Source organism: Dorea sp. ICN-14282 (assembly GCF_037890115.1).
Taxonomy (GTDB): Bacteria; Bacillota; Clostridia; order Lachnospirales; family Lachnospiraceae; genus Dorea_B; species Dorea_B phocaeensis.
The window spans coordinates 1069919-1091503 of record NZ_JBBKBH010000001.1 but is presented as its reverse complement, the minus strand read 5'-3'; the positions used below and the strand labels follow the sequence as shown (position 1 = coordinate 1091503).

Sequence of the window (21585 nt, the reverse complement as noted above, 5' to 3'; positions counted from 1 at the left end):
ATGAATCAATATATGGAAGAAACGAATGGTGGGCTGGTTCACACTTATAACCGGTTTCCGGTAGTACTGGATCATGGAGAGGGGGTATATCTCTATGACACAGATGGGAAAAAGTATCTGGATTTTGCGGCAGGAATTGCAGTGTCCGGTCTTGGGTACAGCAATGAAGAGTGGAAAGAAGCTCTGAAAGAGCAGATTGATCATCTGGTTCATACCTCGAATCTGTATTACAATACTACCTGTGGAAAAGCAGCCGGACTTTTAAAGAAGGCCAGCCGGATGGATCGGGTATTTTTTACCAACAGTGGGACAGAAGCCATAGAAGGAGCGCTGAAAGCGGCGAGAAAATATGCATGGGCAAAAGGGACGGGAAGATATGAATTTATTGCTATGACAAATTCTTTTCACGGACGAAGCATGGGAGCATTGTCGGTGACGGAACATGAAGCGTATCGGACCCCTTTTGAGCCATTGATTCCGGGTGTGAAATTTGCTGTGTTTAATGATCTTGACAGCGTAAAAAAACTGGTGACAGAGAAGACTTGTGCGATCATTCTGGAGCCAATACAGGGCGAGGGAGGAATCAATTTAGCCACGCCTGAATTTATGGAAGGAATCCGTGCATTGTGCGATGCGGAAGGAATCTTAATGATCTGTGACGAGATTCAGTGTGGGATGGCAAGAACCGGCGCCATGTTTGCATGGCAGAAATATGGTGTAAAGCCGGATATTCTGGCGATGGCAAAAGCGATTGGAAGTGGTGTTCCGGTAGGAGCCTTTGCTATGACGGAAGAAGTGGCGGAGTATTCGCTAAAGCCGGGAGATCATGGAACGACTTATGGGGGGAACCCTTTGGTGTGTGCGTCTGTTGCCAAGACACTGGAAATCTATGAACGGGAGCAGATGACGGAGCATGTGAAAGAGGTAGGTGCGTATTTAACAGAAAAATTAGATGCGCTGGTGCAGGAATCTGACAGGGTTTTGGAACGCCGGGGAACAGGCCTGATTCAGGGAATCCGGCTGAATGGACCGGTAGGAGATGTGATTCAGGAAGCATTAAAAGAAGGATTACTGATTATTAGCGCGAGAAGCGATGTGATTCGGATGGTTCCGCCGCTTGTGATTAAGAACAGGCATATCGATGAAATGATTCGGATTTTACAAAAGGTACTGTAGACATAAAAGTCCAATCATTGGATATACTATCTACAAGAATGTAGGAGGTATGATCTGATGATTGGATTTTTGATTGCTTTGCTTTCCGGAGCTTTGATGAGTGTACAGGGAGTGTTTAATACACAGGTGACGAAGACGACGGGAATGTGGGTCAGTAATGGATGGGTACAGTTTAGCGCGTTTCTTTTGTGTCTGGCGGCGTGGCTGGTTGCCGGAAGAGATTCGATATTGACGCTTACGAAGGTGGAACCGAAATACGTGCTGCTGGGAGGCGTCATTGGCGCAGGTATTACCTGGACTGTGATTAAGAGTATGGAGCAGTTAGGACCTGCAAAAGCGGCGCTTCTTATTGTGATTTCTCAATTGATAGTGGCTTATTTGATTGAACTATTTGGGCTGTTTGGTGTGGATAAAGAGCCTTTGGAATGGCGGAAGGTGATCGGTATGGTGATTGCCCTGATTGGAGTTGCAATTTTTCAATGGAAATAGTACAATACTTTTACTAGGCATAAACAGGGTGTTTGCAGTTCCGACAGACTGTAAAGGAGTAAGATTATGCGTAGGAAAAGTAAGAAATATTATATGATAATGTCCGTGGCAGTATTGACCGTTTGTGGAATGTTTTTCTTTGGTTGTGCCGGAGAATCCGACAAGAGAGAAAGCATAACGCCGATTGAGGTTTCGGAGGAACAGAAAGATACGGAAGAAAAGAAGGCAGAAAAAGAGAAGGCAGAAGAAGAGATCGAAAATCAGGGAAAAGAAAGCGTTGTCTATGTACATGTATGTGGACAGGTCAATGTCCCTGGAGTCTATGAGCTGCCGGAAGGAAGCCGGATTTATGAAGCGGTTGCGGCAGCAGGAGGCATGACAAATCAGGCGGCAGGGGAGCGTTTAAATCAGGCGGCGGCAGTCGAAGATGGGCAGCAGATCTATGTGCTGTCAAAGGAAGAGGCTGCCAAGGATGCAGAGTCTGCAGGGGGAGAAGCTGGTGTTTTGGATGCGTCTATACCGGGAATGCCTCAGGCAGAAGACGGTAAGGTGAACTTAAATACAGCGACGGCAGAGGAACTAATGACGCTAAGTGGAATCGGAGAGGCAAAAGCGGAAGCCATTCTTCGCTATCGGGAAGAACACGGAGGATTTCAGAAAGTAGAAGAACTGATGGAAGTAGAAGGCATCAAAGAGGGCGTATTTCATAAGATTAAAGAACAGGTAAAGATATGATTGGTAAGGGAGATAGAAAATGAGCAGACGAGTATTGGTGGTCGATGATGAAAAGCTGATTGTGAAAGGAATCCGGTACAGCTTAGAGCAGGACGGCATGGATGTGGACTGTGCTTATGACGGCGAGGAAGCGCTGAAGCTTGCGAAAGAAAATGCATACGATATCATTCTTCTTGACATTATGCTTCCGAAGCACGATGGATTTGAAGTGTGCCAGATGATCCGGGAGTTCTCGGATGTGCCGATCATTATGCTGACGGCAAAGGGCGATGATATGGACAAGATTCTTGGTCTGGAGTACGGAGCAGATGACTACATAACCAAACCGTTTAACATTCTGGAAGTGAAGGCGCGGATCAAAGCGATTATGCGTCGAGTGACCAAACAGGCGCAGGGACAGACGGAGGATAAGATTCTAAATAAGGGAGAGATGAAGATCGATTGTGAGAGCCGCAGAGTCTTTATTGCAGATCGGGAAATCAATCTGACGGCGAAGGAATTTGATCTTTTGGAACTTTTGGCCATGAATCCCAACAAGGTTTACAGTCGTGAGAATCTGCTGAATATCGTCTGGGGATATGAGTATCCGGGGGACGCCAGAACGGTAGACGTTCATATCCGGCGTCTGCGCGAAAAAGTAGAGACAAATCCGAGCGATCCAAAGTATGTATACACAAAGTGGGGAGTTGGTTATTATTTCAGGGGTTAGAAAGTATTTTAAGCGGAGCGAATTTAAGAGCCTCCGCTTTCGGATTATATTTCTGGTAATTCTTGCGGGGATTATTCCGGGAGTGATTCTAAAAGCGGTGGTATTGAAAAGTTATGAGAACAGGGCAGTGGATGTACGAACTGCCGATATACAGAATCAATGTACAATTCTTTGCAACCAGCTGAGTCATTCCGGTTACTTGGCGGGAACTGCATCCGAGATGATACGGGCAGAGCTTGTCCAGTTATCCAATATCTATAATGGCAGAGTGATGCTGATCGATCAGAATTATCAGGTGATAGAAGATACCTATGATATGGACCTTGGGAAAACCATCGTGTCTGGCGATGTCATCCGTTGTTTTCAGGGGAAAGGAACCAGTCGGTATGACCGGGAGAATCGCTATATTGAAGTGATGGCGCCGATTTTAAATCCAGTACAAGAAGAGCCGGCAGGTGTGATGCTGGTTAGTATTTCTACAGATATTATAGAAGACAGTCTTGCAGTATTGGAGGACAAGGCGGATACAGTGTTGATCCTGATGGGGATTATGGTGTTGATTCTGGCTTGTGTGTCAGGGTTGGTGATGGTGAAGCCGTTTAAGCGTATCACTAGTTCCATTGCAGCGGTGACGGAAGGGTATGACGATAATTATCTGCATGAAAACGCATATACGGAAACCGTACTCTTATCAGATGCATTCAATAAAATGTTGGAAAGAATGAAAGCATTGGATGACTCAAGAAACGAATTTGTGTCGAATGTATCACATGAGTTAAAAACGCCACTAACATCTATGAAGGTTTTATCAGATTCTCTTTTGACACAGCCAGATGCTCCGGCAGAGCTTTATAAAGAATTCATGGGAGATCTTTCAGAAGAAATCGAAAGAGAAAATAAGATAATCAACGATCTTTTGTCATTGGTGAAGATGGACAAAACTGCCAATACGCCTAATGTTGCGATGGAAAACATGAACGAACTGGTAGAAAAGATTTTAAAGCGTCTTCGTCCGATTGCGTCTATGCAAAATATTGAGGTGGTATTTGAGAGCTTTCGCCCTGTGAATGCAGAGGTGGATGAAGTGAAAATATCGCTGGCAATTACGAATCTGGTGGAAAATGCAATCAAATATAATAAAGAAGGCGGCTGGGTACATGTATCGCTTAATGCGGATCATAAATACTGTTATATTGAAGTGGCTGATTCCGGAATGGGAATTCCGGAGGAGTCGGTGGAACATATCTTTGAGAGATTTTACCGGGTGGACAAGTCTCATTCCAGGGAAATTGGCGGAACGGGGCTTGGACTTGCCATTGCAAGAGGCGCGGTGGTGATGCACAGGGGAGCGATTAAGGTTTATAGTCAGTTGGGAGAAGGAACCACATTTACGATCCGGATTCCACTAACCTATGTAAGATGACGGGAGGCGATAGCGTGAGCAGAAAGACAGGCAGGATGGTGTTTTGTACGGTATTTATTATGCTGATGCTGGCAGCCTGTGGAAGAGGCAAGGAGCCAGGCGGAAGCGGAACCTATCTCTATTATGTCAGTGCAGATGGGACAACGCTGGTAGAAAAGCCATATGAACTTCGAGGTGATACACCCGAAGAAGAGATGGAAAATTATTTGAAGAAGATGAAAAAAGAGCCGGAGTCTATCGATTATAAGAGTGCAGTTCCAGCCGATTTGAAGATTCAGAAAGCAGAGTTTCAAAATGGACGGATTACTATAGATTTTGATGCAGATTACACCAAACTTGATTCTTCTCAGGAGCTGCTTCTTCGTGCAGCGCTTGTGCGGGGACTTGGGCAGATTGCAGGAGTGACAGGAGTGGAAATTCTGGTGGCGGGAGAGCCGCTTAAAGATCGTGGAGGAGAGCCAGTTGGCGCCATGCGTCCGGAAGACTTTATTCAGAATATCGGAAGCTCCCTTCACTCCTATCAGATGGGTGATCTAACGCTTTATTTTGCAAATGAAAAGGGAGATAAGCTGGTGAGAGAAGAGGTCAGTGTCCGCTATAACAGTAATATGTCGATTGAGAAGGTGATTGTGGAGCAGTTGATCAAAGGACCGGCATCCGAAGGGGCTTATCCACTTCTTTCGGAGGAGACGAATGTACTGGGAGTCTCTGTTAAAGATCACATTTGCTATGTCAATCTGGATGAAGATTTTCTGAACAATACTTGTCCGGTAGATCCCAGACTTACCATTTATGCAATTGTAAATTCGATTGTAGGTGCAGGAAATGTAAGTGAAGTGCAGATCTCTGTGAAAGGGGAGACGGATCTGAAGTATATGAGCAGCATTGATTTAAGCAAGCCTCTTTCTGGTGATCTGACACTGGTGGAGGGCAATGAATGAAAAACAGACCTCTTTGCAGCGTGTGTCTGATTCTTCTTCTTGCAGCAGTGATCCGGGTAGTCGTCGGAGGGGAGCGCCTAGTTTTAGAGCTTCGCCCCTCCGCTTTAGAATGTCTGGTGAGGGACAAAGAAGCGATTACCGTGAGGGGGCGGCTTATCCGGATCGAAGAAAAAAGCAATGGTCAGATGCTGACGCTGATAGATAATTCTATAAAATCTAAAAAAGCCTCTTTTCAGGAGAAGGCGATTCTTATTTATCTTGATTCTAAAAATTCAGAAGAGATTTCAATCAAACATAATTCATCAGAGGAAATTCCATCGAAAGAATTACATCTTGGCAATCAGCTAGAGGTGAAAGGAGAAGTATCTTTCTATCAAAATGCAAGAAATCCGGGTAATTTTGATCAAAAGCGATATTATCAAACGCAGAATATTCATGGTATGGTCTGGGGGAAATCCTGTTCTATTGTCTCCGATGACAGATGGAGACTTAGAGATTCCCTTTTTCATTTCAGGACTCTGTGGAAAAAGAAGATGGAAGTTATGATGGGGGAAAAGGATGGAGCGACGCTTGCGGCGATGATATTGGGGGAGAAGAGTGGAATGGATCCGGAGCAAAAAGAACTGTACCAGATAAATGGAATCGGTCATATTCTCGCTGTTTCTGGTCTCCATCTGTCCTTGATCGGGATTGGGATGTACCGGATTCTTCGCAGTCTGACAGGTTCTTATCAGATAGGAGGGGTAGCGGGAATTCTATTTTTGTTCGGTTACATTTTGATGATAGGTCCGACGGTGTCGGCGGTTCGGGCGCTTGTGATGTTTTTGTTTCGGGTAGGAGCGGATATCACCGGAAGGCATTATGACTCGGTCACTGCATTGGTGGTGTCGGCGGTGTGTGTTCTCTACTGGCGTCCGCTGTATCTGTATGATGGAGGATTCTGGCTGTCCTTTGGAGCCGTCTTTGCTGTGGTATTTGTGCTCCCGGTTTTGGAGAAATTTTTTCTCACTGACAGGAGAGTGTTTGTGAAAGGTTTTTTAGCAAGTGCTGGAATTCAGATCGTCCTTCTTCCGATTCAGCTTTCCTGTTTCTTTGAGCTTCCTGTCTATGCGGTTTTGCTGAACCTGTATGTGATCCCTCTGATGTCGGTTCTTTTGGTAGTTGGGATTTTTGGAAGTGTGTTTGCATTTTTGGGAACGGTGGTATTTCCGGCTGCAAAGCTGTGCTTTGGAATCAGCAGTGGCATTTTGGAGCTTTATGAAGAAAGCTGCAGACTGGCGCTTGGGTTTCCTGGAGCACGGGTGATAGCCGGGCAGCCACCCGGATGGAAAATTATAGCATACTATGTAGTTTTGTTTGCTGCTTTAGGGTGGATGAAAAGAAAGAATCTGCAAAGCGATAAGAGAAAACCACGAAAAAAAGAACGGAAACAAGAAGACTTTAAAGCGAAGAGCATAGGGTGTGTACGGAGGATGATTGGCGGGCTGTCTTTGTTTCTATTAGCTGCATTTTTATTGTTCCCAGAAAAAACTCAGGGTTTCTGTGTTACTTTTTTGGATGTGGGTCAGGGAGACGGTATTTTCCTTCGAGGACCGGATGGGACTACCTATCTGGCAGACGGCGGAAGCAGTGACGTGAAGCAGGTAGGAAAATACCGGATTGAGCCATTTTTAAAGGCGCAGGGATGCGGCAAGCTTGATTATGTGTTTGTATCCCATGGAGATCAGGATCATTTGAATGGCATTTCAGAATTAATTGAGAGGAGGCGGATTGGCGTGAAGATTGGCACGCTGGTTCTTCCCGTGCGGGAAGTGTGGGACGAAGCGCTTCTGAATCTGGCATGGCAGGCGCAAAAGGCGGGAATTACAGTTGCAGAGATGAAACCGGGACAAAAAGTTACAGAAGGCGAGCTGGAAATTGTCTGCATTCAGCCGGAGAAAGAGAGACGTCTGGAGCAGGGGAATGCTGCGTCGATGGTTCTTGCAGTTACATACGGAGAATTTGACCTTCTGCTTACAGGAGATGTGGAGAAAGAAGGAGAGGAACTTCTGACGGAGCAGATGAAAAGATTCTATGGGAATAAGACGCTGGATGTGTTGAAGGCAGCGCACCATGGATCCGGAAATTCTTCGGCGAAAGAATTCCTGGAAACAGTATCGCCCAAATATGCAGTGATCTCTGCCGGAGTAAAAAACCGTTATGGACATCCGCATAAGGAGGCGCTTCGAAGATTAAAGGAAAGCGGCAGTATTATTTACAGTACACAGACGGGCGGCGCTATCAGCGTTTGGTCAGACGGGAAAAGAATGTGTTTTTATTATCCGGGCAAAGGTGTTGAATTTACGTGAATTTTTCCGTATACTTTTAAGAAGAATTAGGATGTGGTGAAAAGTTTGGAAGAAGGAAGGTTGAAAGGAATGACTTATGAAGAAATGTTGAAGAATGCAAAAACTTGTATGGGGCCGTACTGCAAAGCCTGTCCGGTATGCAATGGAAAAGCCTGTACAAATCAGATGCCGGGACCGGGAGCTAAGGGAACTGGTACAGTGGCGGTTCGCAATTACGATAAATGGCAGGAAATACGCGTGAATATGGATACAATCTGCGAGAATCGTCCGGTGGATACGACACTGGAATTGTTCGGAAGAAGCTTTCGGTATCCGATTTTTGCGGCTCCGATCGGGGCGTTAAAGCTTCATTATGGAGATAAATATGACGATCAGGCCTACAATGATATTCTGGTGTCCGCCTGTGCGGATGCAGGGATTGCAGCCTTTACGGGAGATGGAACGAATCCGGATGTAATGATGGCAGCTACCAATGCGATCAAAGTAAAGGATGGGCAGGGAATTCCAACGGTGAAACCGTGGGATATAAACACGCTGAAAGAAAAACTGGCGCTGATACAAGCTTCCGGCTCCTTTGCGGTAGCTATGGATATTGATGCAGCAGGCCTTCCGTTTTTGCAGAATTTAACGCCGCCGGCTGGAAGCAAATCGGTAGAAGAGCTAACAGAGATTGTAAAGGCAGCAGGAGTGCCGTTCATTGTGAAGGGGATTATGACGCCAGCGGGAGCAAGAAAAGCAAAGAGTGCGGGAGCTTCTGCGATTGTAGTGTCTAATCACGGCGGCCGCGTATTGGATCAATGTCCGGCGACGGCAGAAGTATTGGAGGAGATTGTAAAGGCAGCAGGCCATGAAATGAAGATTCTGGTGGATGGTGGAATCCGTTCCGGTGTGGATATCTTTAAGGCACTGGCGCTTGGTGCAGACGGTGTATTGATTGGAAGACCTTATGTGACGGCTGTATATGGCGGTGGAGCAGAAGGCGTGGAAGTTTATACCAGGAAGCTGGCAGCAGAGCTTCGGGATACGATGGCGATGTGCGGAGCGCATTCGCTGGCAGAGATTTCTCACGATATGGTCAGAGTTTAAGGAAAAGAAGAAAAAACGGTAGGGATGACACAGATATGAAAAGTTTAAATGAAGATATTAAGACCGGACAGTGGAAGCCGGTCTATCTTCTCTGCGGAGAGGAAGCTTATCTGAAAAAACAGTATAAAGATCGGATTACCAAGGCGATTCTTCCAGAAGGAGATACGGTGAATTATGCGTATTATGAAGGAAAAGGGATCAATCCGGGTGAACTGATTGACCTGGCAGAAACCATGCCGTTTTTTGCAGAGCGGCGTCTGATTGTGGTGGAAAATTCCGGATTTTTTAAAAATGCTTCTCCGGAGCTTGCGGAGTATATCAAAACCATGCCGGAAACTGCTTGCTTTCTCTTTGTTGAGCAGGAAGTAGACAAGCGGGGAAAGATGTATAAAGCGGTAAAAAGTAAAGGCCGGATTACGGAGATGGGGCGTCAGGATGAGAAGACGCTTCTTTACTGGCTTGCCTCCCAGGTAAAACGGGAAGGAAGGCAGATCAAGGAGTCTACAGCCAAGTATCTGCTGGCTAAGACAGGAACAGATATGGAGAATCTTGAGAAAGAATTGGAGAAGCTGTTTTCCTATACTATGGGACAGACGGAGATTACCGTAGAGGATGTAGAGGAGATCTGTACCAGCCAGGTGACAAATCAGATTTTTGTCATGGTGGAAGCGGTTGCAGAGAAGAAGCAGAAGAAGGCATTGGAACTTTACTATGATCTGTTGTCGTTAAAGGAGCCGCCTATGCGGATCCTCTATTTGTTGACAAGGCAGTTTCGGCTGCTTCTTCAGGTGAAAGATTTGTTGGAAAAAGGTCAGACGAAGGCTCAGATTGCAAGTACGGCAGGAATTCATCCTTTCGTGGCGGGAAAATATATGCAGCAATGCAAGAGCTTTTCTAAAAAGGAGCTAAGAAGCATTATGGAAGAGGCGGCAGAGACAGAGCATATGGTGAAAACAGGCCGCCTAAGCGACCGGATGAGTGTGGAACTTTTCATTGTAAAATATAGTTCTGTGTGATATATTGTACGAGTAAAAGATTAAAATTATTAGCTAAGGGGAAGAAGTAAGTGGCAGGAATAGATCAGAGTAAAATTCGTAATTTTTGTATTATTGCACATATTGACCACGGCAAATCCACACTGGCGGACCGGATTATTGAGATGACGGGATTGTTAACCAGTCGGGAAATGCAGTCGCAGGTATTGGATAATATGGAACTGGAACGGGAGCGGGGAATTACCATTAAAGCGCAAACCGTTCGTATTGTATATCGGGCAAAAGATGGAGAAGAGTATATCTTCAATCTGATTGATACGCCTGGACATGTGGATTTTAATTATGAAGTGTCTCGAAGTCTTGCGGCCTGTGACGGAGCCATCCTGGTGGTGGATGCGGCGCAGGGAGTGGAAGCACAGACGCTGGCAAATGTTTATTTGGCTCTGGATCACGATTTGGATGTGATGCCGGTGATTAATAAAGTAGATCTTCCAAGTGCAGATCCGGACCGTGTAATTGAAGAAATTGAAGATGTGATTGGAATTGAGGCGGTGGATGCACCGCAGATTTCCGCAAAGACAGGGTTAAATGTCGATCAGGTGCTGGAGCAGATCGTGGAGAAGATCCCAGCTCCGACAGGAGACAAAGAGGCTCCGTTGAAAGCGTTGATTTTTGATTCACTTTATGATTCTTATAAAGGTGTCATTGTGTTTTGCCGAATTAAGGAAGGAACGGTGAAAAAGGGTACGCCAATCCTGATGATGGCAACAGGAGCAAAGGCGGAAGTTGTAGAAGTTGGTTATTTTGGAGCCGGTCAGTTTATTCCTTGTGAGGAGTTATCTGCAGGTATGGTTGGTTATATTACAGCGAGCCTTAAGAATGTTAAGGATACGCGGGTGGGTGATACCATTACCAATGCACAGCAGCCTTGTAAAGAACCGCTTCCGGGATACAAGAAAGTTAATCCGATGGTGTACTGCGGAATGTATCCGGCAGACGGGGCAAAGTATCCGGACTTAAGAGATGCATTGGAAAAACTGCAGTTAAACGATGCGTCACTTCAGTTTGAGCCGGAGACCTCCATTGCACTGGGATTCGGATTTAGATGTGGGTTCCTGGGGCTTCTTCATCTGGAAATTATTCAGGAACGTCTGGAGAGAGAATACAATCTGGATTTGGTGACAACAGCGCCGGGAGTTATTTATAAGGTGCATAAGACCAATGGAGAGGTCATAGAGCTGACCAATCCATCTAATCTTCCAGATCCGTCTGAGATTGAATACATGGAAGAACCGATGGTAAAGGCGGAGATTATGGTAACATCAGAATTTATCGGCGCCATTATGGATCTTTGTCAGGAGCGAAGAGGTGTCTATGAAGGAATGGAATATATTGAGGAGACCCGTGCGGTGCTTCGCTATCATCTTCCACTGAATGAAATTATCTATGATTTCTTTGATGCACTGAAATCTCGGTCCAGAGGATACGCTTCCTTTGATTATGAGATGGACGGTTATGTACAGTCAGAATTGGTGAAGCTTGATATCCTGATCAATAAAGAAGAGGTGGATGCGCTGTCCTTTATTGTGCATGAGGGAACAGCATACGAGCGCGGACGTAAGATGTGTGAGAAACTGAAAGAAGAGATTCCAAGACAGCTCTTTGAGATTCCGATTCAGGCAGCAATCGGAAGTAAGATTATCGCCAGAGAGACGGTAAAGGCAATGAGAAAGGATGTCCTTGCCAAGTGTTACGGCGGTGATATCAGCCGTAAGAGAAAGCTTTTAGAGAAGCAGAAAGAAGGAAAGAAGCGGATGAGACAGGTCGGCAATGTCGAGATTCCGCAGAAGGCATTTATGAGCGTTTTGAAGCTGGATGATAAATAATGAAACCATTAGAATTGTATTTGCATATACCATTTTGTATACAAAAGTGTAATTATTGCGATTTCCTTTCGGCTCCCTCCTGTGCGGGGGAGCGAAAGGTCTATGTAGAAAGCCTTTGTCAGAAGATCCGTTCCTATAAAGATCTGGCAAAGGCTTATCATGTTGTCAGTATTTTTGTAGGAGGCGGGACGCCGTCACTGCTTCTTTCCAAACAGATAGAGCAGATTTTTGAAGCGGTAAGAGAGACTTTTGTTATTGATTCAGATGCGGAAATCAGCCTGGAGGCAAATCCGGGGACGGTAACAGAAGAGAAATTACAGGCCTATCGAAACTGCGGTATTAACCGTTTAAGTATTGGATTACAGTCGGCAAAAGATCGAGAATTAAAGCGACTGGGGAGAATTCATACATATGAAGAGTTCCTTTGGACTTACGAATTAGCCAGGAAGGCAGGCTTTTTGAATATCAATGTGGATTTGATGTCTGGAATCCCGCTGCAGACGCTGGCAGATTGGGAGGAGACGCTTCATGAAGTGGCGCGTCTTAAACCGGAGCATATCTCGGCCTACAGTCTGATTGTGGAAGAGGGAACGCCATTCTATGAACGGTATGGAAATGGAAAGCATCTGGAGGAACTCCCAGATGAGGAGATGGAACGAAAGATGTATTATCGGACGCGGGAAATCCTGGAATCTTATGGTTATCACCGCTATGAGATCTCTAATTATGCCCGTCTGGGGTATGAGTGCCGGCATAACCTAGGTTATTGGAATCGGACAGAGTATCTGGGAATAGGAACTGGAGCAGCCTCTCTGATACGAGAGGAGCGCTGGAATGAGGGAGAGATTCCGGAAAAATTAGATAGAAAAGCGCAGATGGAAGAGACCATGTTTTTGGGGCTTCGGACGATGAAGGGGGTTTCCAAGGCAGAGTTTGCAAAGACATATCAGCGGACTATGGAGTCTGTGTACGGGAAGGTGTTGGAAGAAATGCAGAAAAAAGGTCTCCTTTTGGTAGGGGAAGACCAGGTTTGCCTGACCGATGCGGGCATCGATGTCAGCAACTATGTGATGAGCGAATTTCTCCTGTAAGCGAATGATTTCTAGCGCTTTTTAGTATAGAAAAGATTCTTATAATTTGAGGAGGATTCCTGCGACAGCTCCGGCAAGGATCCACACGATAGGATGAAGTTTTTGCAGCCGTTTCCACTGCAGAAGCAGAACGAACAGAATACAGAGCATAATACTGGTCAGATCTGGAAGGGTCTGGCCATTTTCTGTGGTGGTGACCATGGTGATTTGAAGCAGCTCCCAGACGGCGTATCCTATCAGGGCGGCGACTGTTGGGCGGATTCCGTAAAAAACAGCCTGTACCGTTTGGTTTTCACTGAAATTTTCCAGGAATTTTGCGATTAGTATAATAATGATCAGCGCCGGAGCGGTAAGTGCAAGAGTAGCAATCAGTGCACCGGGAATTCCGGCGGCATGGTATCCGGCGAAGGTGGCCATATTGACACCTAGAGGACCGGGGGTACTTTCGCTGATGGCTGCCATATCAGCTACCTGAGCAATAGTAAACCAGTCGTGTTTTCCAGCTAAATCCATCAGAAAGGGCAGAGTTGCCATTCCGCCGCCGATAGAAAAGAGTCCGATTTTAAAGAATTCGTATGCCAATGTGAAATAAATCATGGGGTATGCCTCCTTTTGAAGTGTTGTCCGATGATACCGCATCCTCCGGCAAGAAGGATAATAATGGCTGTGGGAAGGGGCGTAAAGCAGGCAAGAAGGAAAGAGCTTAGAAAGAGCACGCCGCCTAACTTATCAACGATTCCTTTTTTGGCCAGACGAAAGACGGTATTTAACATCAACGCACAGACGACAATCCGAATCCCGGAAAGAGCGTGAATGACAAGGGGGAGTTGTAAAAAATTCTGAAGAACAGATGCGATTAAGCAGATAATCAGAATGGAAGGAGAGATAACTCCAAGGGTTCCGGCAATGCTGCCGCCAATTCCTGCCTGCCGATAACCGACATAGGTGGCAGTGTTGACGGCGATTACGCCTGGGGTACATTGTCCGATGGCATACATGTCCATAATTTCTTCTTCTGTACACCATTTTCTCTGTTCGACCACTTCCTTCTGTAAAAGAGGAAGCATGGCGAGGCCTCCGCCAAAGAGCAGACTTCCGATTTTAAAAAAGCTGACATAGAGTTCAGAAAATTTTCTAAATTTCATAAGAGTTCTCCTGTTTACAAGAGTGTAGACATGACCAGTGCGTAAATTTCCTGGTTTTTCATTGTCCAATTGTTTACAATGGTTTCTGCCTCTGCTTCTGTAGGTACGGTGACGGTCAGATCAATCAGCGAGCTGTCCTGTTCAATGACCTGGCAGCGTACGGCATATTCGGTGTTTGGCGTACGGTAGTAATCGGCTTTCACAGCAACCTCATTTTTTAATTCGTAGCGTTTTTCCTTCAGAAAGGTATCGATATCCTGCTGAATTGCCGGAGAGATATCATTTTTGAAGAAATGGATGGTCTCTGCGCCTTCCTCCGTCAGATGATAGAAGGTTCGGCTGTGAGTTGCTTCTTCCCGGATAAATCCAGATTCCAGAAGCTCAGAGATTGCTTGCTGAAGTTTAAAATAAGTAGTGTATCCTTCATCCAGTATAAACTCTGAAATCTGGGAATTTGTCAGAGGGAAGTCCACTTTACTCAGCATATAGAGTATGATTAATTTATAAAGTTTAAATGAATTGGCCATTCTTACAAATCCTTTCCTTGCCAGATGTCATGGCGTTTGAAATAAGCCTGCATCTGGTTGAGTACCTGACGTTTGTTCCCGGTCCAAAGGGGAGCAATCAGGAGTTGTTTGGGGCCGTCACCGGTTAATCGGTGGACGACGATGTCAGGACGCAGATGCGTCAGTTGCTCCGCCAGTATAGAAAAATAAGTTTCCATATCTGGAAGAGGAAACGGGTGTCTCTCATAATAGTCTGCAAGATCAGTATCTTTCAGTATATGGAGAAGCTGAAACTTGATGCCCTGGATATCCTGGGTATTTAAATAATTGACTGTTTGAAGCATTTGCTTTCGGCTTTCTCCCGGCAGTCCGAGAATGGTATGAACGATGACTGTAATTCCGGCATTTCTAAGATCGTGGATAGCGCGTTCAAAAACAGGCAGATCGTAGCCTCTTCGGATAAAACGAGCGGTATCTTCGTGGATGGTCTGCAGTCCTAATTCAACCCAGATGGGTTTGAGTGCCGCAAGCTCCTTTAAAAGACTGATAACGTCAGGACTTAGACAGTCCGGGCGGGTAGCAATGGACAGAATCCGAATATTCGGATTCTGGATTGCTTCGGTGAAAATTTGTCTCAGGTACGCAGCAGGGGCGTAAGTATTCGTATACGCCTGAAAATAGGCAATATAGGAGTTGCCGGTATATTTGCGGGCTGCCTGCTGCTTTCCGGTTTCAATCTGCTCTGTGATGGAAAGCGTTTTGGAGGCGGCGAAGTCGCCGGAACCGCCCTTACTGCAAAAGATGCAGCCACGGGTACCAAGCGTACCATCGCGGTTGGGGCAGGTCATGCCGCCATCCAAAGAGATCTTATACAGTTTCTCTCCATAGGTTTTTCTTAGATGGTAGTTAAGAGAATGATATCTTTTTTCGTCCCAATAGACTGCCATATTAGATACGTTCCTTTACTGCCTGACTGACTACGTCAGCAACACGAGGGTCAAAGGCTTCCGGAAGAATATGTTCTTCATTTAAGTCGTCTTCCGGTACAAGGTCTGCGATGGCCTGCGCTGTTGCAAGCTTCATCTCTTCTGTGATCTGGGAAGCTCGTCCTTCCAGTGCACCTTTGAAGATGCCAGGGAAGGCAACGACATTATTGACCTGATTTGGAAAGTCGGAGCGTCCGGTTCCGACAATTCTGGCGCCTGCGGCCTTGGCAAGATCCGGCATGATTTCCGGAACCGGGTTTGCCATAGCAAAGAGGATGGCATCCTGATTCATGGAAGCAACCATCTCTGAAGTGACGATGCCGGGGGCAGATACACCGACGAAGATGTCGGCGCCTACGAGTGCATCGGCGAGCGTTCCTGTTCGTCCTTCCAGATTGGTGACCTCAGCCATTTTCTGCTGCATCCAATTCAGGTTCGGAGAAGCCTTGCTGATGATGCCATTGATATCACACATGGTGATTTCTTTAAAGCCGTAGGTTAAGAGCAGTTTTGTAATGGCAATTCCGGCGCTTCCAGCTCCGTTGACTACAACTTTGGAAGTCTCTTTTGATTTGCCGGTGACCTTCAATGCATTGATAATACCGGCAAGAACGACGATGGCTGTTCCGTGTTGGTCATCATGGAAGACAGGGATATTAAGGAGTTCTTTTAAGCGTTCTTCAATCTCAAAGCAGCGGGGCGCGCTGATATCTTCCAAATTAATACCGCCAAATGCCGGGGCGATATTAACCACTGTTTGGATAATTTCTTCGGTATCCTGTGTGTCAAGACAGATAGGAACCGCGTTGACCCCGCCGAATTCTTTGAATAGAACGGCCTTTCCTTCCATGACAGGCATTGCGGCAAGGGCGCCGATATTGCCAAGACCAAGAACTGCGCTTCCATCGGATATGACGGCCACGGTATTGGCTTTCATAGTGTAAGTGTAGGCTGCTTCTTTGTCCTTTGCAATGACTTTACATGGCTCGGCAACGCCTGGTGTATAGGCGATTGCAAGATCCTCGCGGGAGTGGACGTGTGATTTGGCTGTTGTTTCAATCTTTCCATTCCACTCTTCATGCATCTTGAGTGCTTTTTCATTTGTTGTCATAGGAATACCACCTTCTTTTATCAAATTTTGAATTGTTACCTTATTAAATGTGAAACGAATCACTGTTTATAATCATACCATTCATAGAGATGCAAATCAATAAAGTTTCGATTAAAAAAAGGACTGTTGCAAAAGAACAGCCCTTTTTATGGAAAATTAAATAGCATGCAATGTTTAATTTTTGGTTCAATGCCGTTAGGCGTGCATTGTGCGAACAACTGCAAAATGCTCTTTTTCATGGCGGCTCTTTTCTGTGCTTTCATTGCAGATCAGAGCTGTTCTGATTTCATGAATTCTTTCTCCAATGATATATGCAAGAAACCCTGCGAATGCAATAGATACAATAACTAATACGCTTGACATTTGTATTCCCTCCAAAACATGTTAAACTTTTAACTTTTATTTTTACGTTAAATATTGTATCATTAGAAGAAATTTGTGTAAATTGACAATTTGACAAAAAAATAACAAGAATTTCATTGGTCTTTCAAAAGATTGCATAATGTGATAGAATGGTGAAAGATGGATCTTGATATAATAAGGAGTGCGGAAAATGGGAAAGTTATATGATGTTACCGCTATGGGCGAAATGCTGATTGATTTTACACAAAATGGACAAAGCGGGCAGGGGAATCAGCTGTTTGAAGCATGTCCGGGAGGAGCGCCATGTAATGTGCTTGCAATGCTGAATAAATTAGGAAGAAAGACCGCTTTTATCGGCAAGGTTGGAGATGACCAGTTTGGGCGCCTTTTGAAAAGAACCATTGAGGATTTAGGCGTGGAGAGCAGAGGACTTATACTGGATCAGGATATTCATACTACGCTGGCATTCGTACATACACTTTCGGATGGAGACCGGGAATTTTCTTTTTATAGGAAGCCGGGAGCAGATATGATGCTGATGAAAGAAGAGGTGGATTATGATTTGATCCGCCAGTCCAAAATCTTTCATTTTGGAACGCTTTCCATGACGGACGAGCCGGCAAGAACAGCGACAGAGAAGGCGCTTGAGACGGCAAGGGAGGAAGGGTGCCTGATTACCTTTGATCCCAATCTTCGGCCTCCGCTTTGGTCTTCCATGGAGGATGCGAAAAAGCAGATGGAATTTGGATTTGGATATTGTGATATATTAAAAATTTCGGATAATGAGATCCAGTTTGTGTCGGGGATGGAAGACTATGACGATGGAATCCGCTATCTGCAGAAGAAGTATCAGATTCCTTTGATCTTCCTGACGATGGGAAAGGAAGGAAGCCGTGCCTATTATCGGAATCTGCGGGTTGAAAGACCGGGATTTTCCGTAAAGACTGTTGAGACGACGGGAGCCGGCGATACGTTCTTTGGGTGTGCTATCCATGGAGTTTTAGAATATGGTCTTGATAAGCTTGATGAGCAGAAATTGGGACAGATTCTGACTTACGCAAATGGTGGAGCAGCATTGATTACCACGAAAAAAGGAGCTATTCGCTCCATGCCGGAACCGGAAGATATTATGAAATTATTAGGGGAACAGTAGGATTATGAGATTACGCAGAATGCTGGCCGTATGGGCGGCAAAACTTACAGAAAAAATAAGCGTCCACATTTTTCACCGACAGGGAGTAACGTGGGCAGGAAAGATTGCACTTCAGATCTGTCCGTCTATTTTGAAAGAGTTGGCGGGACAGGTAAAAAAAGATATTTATATTGTGTGTGGAACGAATGGAAAGACGACGACAAACAATATGCTTTGCGCGGCGCTTCAAAAAGAAGGGTATCGGGTTGTCTGCAATCACACGGGCTCTAATATGTTAAATGGAGTCGTGGCAGCGTTTGTTCTTAGCGCAGGAATTGGAGGAAATTTAAAGGCGGATTATGCTTGTATTGAGGTTGATGAGGCGTCTACAAGAAGGGTGTTTCCGCACTTTAAGCCGGATTATATGGTGCTGACCAATCTCTTCCGTGACCAGCTTGACCGGTATGGAGAGATTGATATTACCATGAATATTTTAAAAGAAGTGATGCAGTCAGCGCCGAAGATGAAAGTGATTGTCAATGGCGATGATGCTCTGTCGGCATATCTTGCTATGGAGAGCGGCAATGAATTTATCACTTATGGAATCAGTGAGAAGGTGATTGATGATAAGGATTCACGCGAGATTCGGGAAGGAAGATTCTGCAAACAATGTGGAGAGCCGCTTATGTATCACTTTTATCATTACAGCCAGCTGGGAGACTATGAATGTACAGGATGTGACTTTAAAAGACCAAAGATTCAGTACGATGCCTCCGAAATTGAGGTGGGGGATCATCTTTCTTTTACAGTGGAAGGCCGGAGAATCCGTGCAAATTACAGAGGATTCTATAATGTATATAATATTCTTGCGGCTTATGCGGCTGCCAGAACAGGAGGGCTTGAGCTGACAGGATTTAATGAGATGCTTGCAGCTTTTAATCCGGAGAACGGACGGATGGAACAGTTCCAGATTCAGGATACGAAAATCATGCTGAATCTTGCCAAGAATCCGGCGGGATTTAATCAGAATATTTCTGCGGTGATGCAGGACGAAAAAGAGAAGGATATTATAATTGTGATCAATGATAATGCGCAGGACGGAATTGATGTGTCCTGGCTGTGGGATGTGGATTTTGATCGTTTTAAGGATGCGAATATCCATTCTGTTACCGTCAGCGGAATCCGCTGCTATGATATGGGACTTCGCTTGAAATATGTGGAAATTCCATCTAAAGTGGAAACGGATGTGGAAACGGCGATTCGTGAATGTGTGAAGAATGGATGCGGCAATTTGTATTTGCTGGTTAACTATACGGCATTGTTTTCAACCAGAAATGTATTGAAGAAGATGGAGGCAGAGAAGTAATGGGACGGACAGATAGGAAAATTACGATTGGGCATCTCTATCCGGATCTTTTGAACCTGTATGGAGACAGGGGGAATATTGCCTGCATGGAACAGCGCTGCAGATGGCGTGGAATTGATGCAGAGACGATCGAATTTAATACCGGAGATGTCATTGATTTCTCCAAGCTTGATATTGTGCTGCTTGGAGGAGGTTCTGACCGGGAGCAGGCTATCGTATGTAAGAATCTTCTGGAGATTAGAGAGGATTTTCAGCAGTATGTGGAAGACGGAGGCGTCGTGATTGCTGTGTGCGGCGGATATCAGCTGCTGGGGAAATATTATAAGACAGAAGAGGGTATGATTGAAGGGCTGAACCTTGTTGATATTTATACAGAACAGGGGAACGGACGCTTGATTGACAACATTATTTTAAAGAGTGATTTGGCCAAGATGCCGGTAGTGGGATTTGAGAATCACGGAGGACGAACCTTCTTAAATGGAAATCAGCCGTTTGGCAAGGTCCTTTATGGACATGGAAACGATGGAAAGAGCGGATACGAGGGAGTGGTTTACAAGAATGTAATCGGGACTTATCTGCATGGACCGCTGCTTCCGAAAAATCCGCAGATTTGTGATTATCTGATTCAGAAAGCGCTAGAGAGAAAGTATGGTCCGGTAACGCTAGAAGAACTTGACGACAGTCAGGAACAGGCGGCAAATGAAAGTATCTGCCGAAGATATTTGAAAGAATAAACAGTTAGTGTTTTTCGTTGTCGCGAAGCTGTAAAAGGTAGAGATATTCCTTGAGATCTTTTCTGGAGCGGGCGGACAGTTTGTGATAACTGTCGAGAAGGTTCTGATCTTCAAAAGGAAGAATGCAGGAGGGATGGAGCGTAACGTTGATTTCTTCACCTTCGTCCAAAAGGTAATCTACGGAAACCTGAAACAAAGAGGCAAGCGTTGTCAGTTTTTCGTGAGAGGGCTGACGGTTCTTTGTTTCATAACCTGCAATGGTGGAGCGCGCCACATTCATATACTTAGCCACAGATTCCTGTGTCATATCGTGTTCAAGTCGTAATGATTTCAATTTCTGTGCAAAAGACATGAATGTTACCTCCCTGAATTAGTATTTTGGTATATTTTACCAACTTAGATGATAAAGAACATAAAAAGTGTCGAATATCAACAAAATGTTGCGACTAGGTTCCTTGCCGGAACAAAATGGAACATTGTCGTGAAAACAAAAGGACTAGAAAAAGAAATGAGGGGGGGGAAAACAATGAGACAGGAACGGTTTAAGATGGAGAGGGAAGGGCTGGTCACAGAAGGGCAAGAAGTGGAAATCAGTGAGAGAAGTGCAGTGACCGGACAGTATACTTACCTGGTAGAACCATCTATTGCGATGTCTGGAATTTATCGGACCAGCGAGCGAATCAAGGCAAGAACGGGGATTATTCGTCGGATTGAAAAGACGGAGAAAGGGTTTTATCTGGTGGTTGAGGTGACGGAGTAAGAGACAGATAGTTTTTCGTTGACACTGTGTCAAAAAGCACCTATAATTTGGAATGAAACAAAACGAGCAGTTCAAGTATGAAGCGTTGAGAGGAATGACATAAATGATAGTAGCAAAAAATGATGAAGCAAAGAGAAGTAAGTTGTGGAGAATTACCTTTTTGGTATCTACAGCGTTGATTATTCTGATTGCTGTCTATATCCTGACTAAGATGTTTACCACGAACCCATTGGAGGGGAACTGGATCGGAGAAGACGGAAGATATAATCTGAAGGTAAAGAGTAAGGGGACTGTGGTGGTGACAATACCGGAGATCGCAGAGGAAACCAGTGTGGAGGTTGTACTTCCTTATTCTATCGATAAGGAAAACAAGACGGTGACGATCAAGATGGATGAGGAAGAACTTAATCGTCTGGCGGAAAAATCAGACGGTCAGTATACAACGGAAACACTTCAGAATGCACTTGCCCCGATTGTAACTTCTTTTGACTACAGTGTGGAGCAGGAACGGCTGACTCTGGTAGAACGAGAGTACGGGGAACAGTTGACATTTATACAAGAGTAATATAGGCAGACCCTCTATTGTCACACCAGGCTGTCCGG

Annotated in this window: 23 protein-coding genes; 16 read left to right on the top strand and 7 right to left on the bottom strand. The window is 45.2% G+C overall.

The genetic code is table 11. The features are described from left to right. From WKT00_RS05100 to hemW, 11 genes are all read left to right on the top strand, one after another. Positions 1 to 1176 carry an aspartate aminotransferase family protein gene (locus WKT00_RS05100; RefSeq protein WP_101695627.1) on the top strand — a complete coding sequence of 392 codons (1176 nt, stop codon included), beginning with the start codon at positions 1 to 3 and terminating at the stop codon, positions 1174 to 1176. Between the two features lie 57 nt (positions 1177 to 1233). Then, positions 1234 to 1665 (top strand): DMT family transporter, encoded by a 432-nt coding sequence (locus WKT00_RS05095; protein ID WP_101695626.1) that lies wholly within the window; start codon positions 1234 to 1236, stop codon positions 1663 to 1665. A gap of 66 nt (positions 1666 to 1731) precedes the next feature. Continuing rightward, positions 1732 to 2400, top strand: a complete 669-nt coding sequence (locus WKT00_RS05090; RefSeq protein ID WP_101695625.1) for a helix-hairpin-helix domain-containing protein — start codon at positions 1732 to 1734, stop codon at positions 2398 to 2400. A 19-nt stretch (positions 2401 to 2419) separates the two neighbouring features. Next, on the top strand, positions 2420 to 3109 hold the full coding sequence (locus WKT00_RS05085) for a response regulator transcription factor (RefSeq protein ID WP_101695624.1): 690 nt from the start codon (positions 2420 to 2422) through the stop codon (positions 3107 to 3109). Beyond that, a complete protein-coding gene (locus tag WKT00_RS05080; RefSeq protein ID WP_340261425.1) occupies positions 3066 to 4532 on the top strand; it encodes an ATP-binding protein in 1467 nt (488 codons plus the stop codon). Before WKT00_RS05085 ends, WKT00_RS05080 begins: the two co-directional genes overlap by 44 nt. Positions 4533 to 4546: 14 nt before the next feature. Continuing rightward, on the top strand, positions 4547 to 5473 hold the full coding sequence (locus WKT00_RS05075; protein WP_242962677.1) for a GerMN domain-containing protein: 927 nt from the start codon (positions 4547 to 4549) through the stop codon (positions 5471 to 5473). Beyond that, the gene (locus WKT00_RS05070) at positions 5470 to 7821 is read left to right on the top strand and encodes a DNA internalization-related competence protein ComEC/Rec2 (RefSeq protein ID WP_101695622.1); all 2352 of its coding nucleotides are present in this window, start codon (positions 5470 to 5472) and stop codon (positions 7819 to 7821) included. The genes WKT00_RS05075 and WKT00_RS05070 overlap by 4 nt, the downstream gene beginning before the upstream one ends. 69 nt (positions 7822 to 7890) lie before the next feature. Further along, on the top strand, positions 7891 to 8907 hold the full coding sequence (locus WKT00_RS05065; RefSeq protein ID WP_101695686.1) for an alpha-hydroxy-acid oxidizing protein: 1017 nt from the start codon (positions 7891 to 7893) through the stop codon (positions 8905 to 8907). Positions 8908 to 8942: 35 nt separating this feature from the next. Then, complete coding sequence (holA, locus tag WKT00_RS05060; RefSeq protein ID WP_101695621.1) at positions 8943 to 9923, top strand: DNA polymerase III subunit delta; 981 nt, start codon at positions 8943 to 8945, stop codon at positions 9921 to 9923. Positions 9924 to 9973: 50 nt separating this feature from the next. Beyond that, positions 9974 to 11788 carry a translation elongation factor 4 gene (gene lepA / locus WKT00_RS05055; RefSeq protein WP_101695620.1) on the top strand — a complete coding sequence of 605 codons (1815 nt, stop codon included), beginning with the start codon at positions 9974 to 9976 and terminating at the stop codon, positions 11786 to 11788. Beyond that, the gene (gene hemW, locus WKT00_RS05050) at positions 11788 to 12879 is read left to right on the top strand and encodes a radical SAM family heme chaperone HemW (RefSeq protein ID WP_340261416.1); all 1092 of its coding nucleotides are present in this window, start codon (positions 11788 to 11790) and stop codon (positions 12877 to 12879) included. The genes lepA and hemW overlap by 1 nt, the downstream gene beginning before the upstream one ends. Before the next feature lie 39 nt (positions 12880 to 12918). Here the strand turns inward: hemW and WKT00_RS05045 are convergent, their stop codons facing one another. From WKT00_RS05045 to WKT00_RS05020, 6 genes are all read right to left on the bottom strand, one after another. Next, the gene (locus WKT00_RS05045) at positions 12919 to 13476 is read right to left on the bottom strand and encodes a chromate transporter (RefSeq protein WP_101695618.1); all 558 of its coding nucleotides are present in this window, start codon (positions 13474 to 13476) and stop codon (positions 12919 to 12921) included. Next, on the bottom strand, positions 13473 to 14024 hold the full coding sequence (locus WKT00_RS05040; protein ID WP_101695617.1) for a chromate transporter: 552 nt from the start codon (positions 14022 to 14024) through the stop codon (positions 13473 to 13475). Before WKT00_RS05040 ends, WKT00_RS05045 begins: the two co-directional genes overlap by 4 nt. A 14-nt stretch (positions 14025 to 14038) precedes the next feature. Continuing rightward, positions 14039 to 14551 (bottom strand): DUF4364 family protein, encoded by a 513-nt coding sequence (locus WKT00_RS05035; RefSeq protein ID WP_101695616.1) that lies wholly within the window; start codon positions 14549 to 14551, stop codon positions 14039 to 14041. A gap of 2 nt (positions 14552 to 14553) precedes the next feature. Next, positions 14554 to 15477, bottom strand: coding sequence for a TIGR01212 family radical SAM protein (locus tag WKT00_RS05030; protein WP_101695615.1), 924 nt, complete (start codon positions 15475 to 15477; stop codon positions 14554 to 14556). Between the two features lies 1 nt (position 15478). After that, positions 15479 to 16627 carry an NAD(P)-dependent malic enzyme gene (locus WKT00_RS05025; protein ID WP_101695614.1) on the bottom strand — a complete coding sequence of 383 codons (1149 nt, stop codon included), beginning with the start codon at positions 16625 to 16627 and terminating at the stop codon, positions 15479 to 15481. Between the two features lie 195 nt (positions 16628 to 16822). Continuing rightward, positions 16823 to 16990 carry a hypothetical protein gene (locus WKT00_RS05020; RefSeq protein ID WP_159459870.1) on the bottom strand — a complete coding sequence of 56 codons (168 nt, stop codon included), beginning with the start codon at positions 16988 to 16990 and terminating at the stop codon, positions 16823 to 16825. Between the two features lie 190 nt (positions 16991 to 17180). On the opposite strand from WKT00_RS05020, the gene WKT00_RS05015 reads away from it, so the two are divergent. The 3 genes from WKT00_RS05015 to WKT00_RS05005 are packed head-to-tail and all read left to right on the top strand — an operon-like array spanning position 17181 to position 20222. Further along, positions 17181 to 18143 carry a carbohydrate kinase family protein gene (locus WKT00_RS05015; protein ID WP_101695613.1) on the top strand — a complete coding sequence of 321 codons (963 nt, stop codon included), beginning with the start codon at positions 17181 to 17183 and terminating at the stop codon, positions 18141 to 18143. Positions 18144 to 18147: 4 nt separating this feature from the next. Beyond that, a complete protein-coding gene (locus tag WKT00_RS05010; protein WP_101695612.1) occupies positions 18148 to 19488 on the top strand; it encodes a MurT ligase domain-containing protein in 1341 nt (446 codons plus the stop codon). Further along, a complete protein-coding gene (locus WKT00_RS05005; RefSeq protein ID WP_101695611.1) occupies positions 19488 to 20222 on the top strand; it encodes a type 1 glutamine amidotransferase in 735 nt (244 codons plus the stop codon). Before WKT00_RS05010 ends, WKT00_RS05005 begins: the two co-directional genes overlap by 1 nt. A 4-nt stretch (positions 20223 to 20226) precedes the next feature. On the opposite strand, the gene WKT00_RS05000 is transcribed toward WKT00_RS05005, so the two are convergent. After that, positions 20227 to 20574 (bottom strand): helix-turn-helix domain-containing protein, encoded by a 348-nt coding sequence (locus WKT00_RS05000; RefSeq protein ID WP_101695610.1) that lies wholly within the window; start codon positions 20572 to 20574, stop codon positions 20227 to 20229. Positions 20575 to 20748: 174 nt separating this feature from the next. On the opposite strand from WKT00_RS05000, the gene WKT00_RS04995 reads away from it, so the two are divergent. Further along, entirely contained in the window at positions 20749 to 20982 is a 234-nt protein-coding gene (locus WKT00_RS04995) for a hypothetical protein (protein ID WP_101695609.1), read from the top strand. Between the two features lie 103 nt (positions 20983 to 21085). Then, on the top strand, positions 21086 to 21547 hold the full coding sequence (locus WKT00_RS04990; RefSeq protein ID WP_101695608.1) for a hypothetical protein: 462 nt from the start codon (positions 21086 to 21088) through the stop codon (positions 21545 to 21547). Positions 21548 to 21585: the final 38 nt, after the last annotated feature.